Genomic DNA, 324 nt, shown 5'->3' on the forward strand with positions numbered 1-324 from the left:
AGCTTGTTCTATACGCTCAGCTTCAGCTTGTTCTGCTGCAATACGTTCCTGTTCTACACGTTCAGCTTCAGCTTTTTCTGCTGCAATGCGCTCCTGTTCTAAACGTTCAGCTTCAGCTTTTTCTGCTGCAATACGTTCTTGTTCTACACGTTCAGCTTCAGCTTTTTCTGCTGCAATGCGTTCTTGTTCTACACGTTCAGCTTCAGCTTTTTCTGCTGCAATACGTTCTTGTTCTACACGTTCAGCTTCAGCTTTTTCTGCTGCAATGCGTTCTTGTTCTACACGTTCGGCTTCAGCTTTCTCGGCTGCAACACGTGCTTGCTC

1 pseudogene is annotated in these 324 nt (G+C 46.0%); it reads right to left on the reverse strand.

Annotated features, from left to right (window positions below):
- Positions 1-324 (reverse strand): annotated as a pseudogene (locus JIG41_RS15250) (signal recognition particle-docking protein FtsY); the annotation flags it as partial.

Source organism: Pseudoalteromonas sp. bablab_jr011 (assembly GCF_016464045.1).
Classification (GTDB): domain Bacteria; phylum Pseudomonadota; class Gammaproteobacteria; order Enterobacterales; family Alteromonadaceae; genus Pseudoalteromonas; species Pseudoalteromonas lipolytica.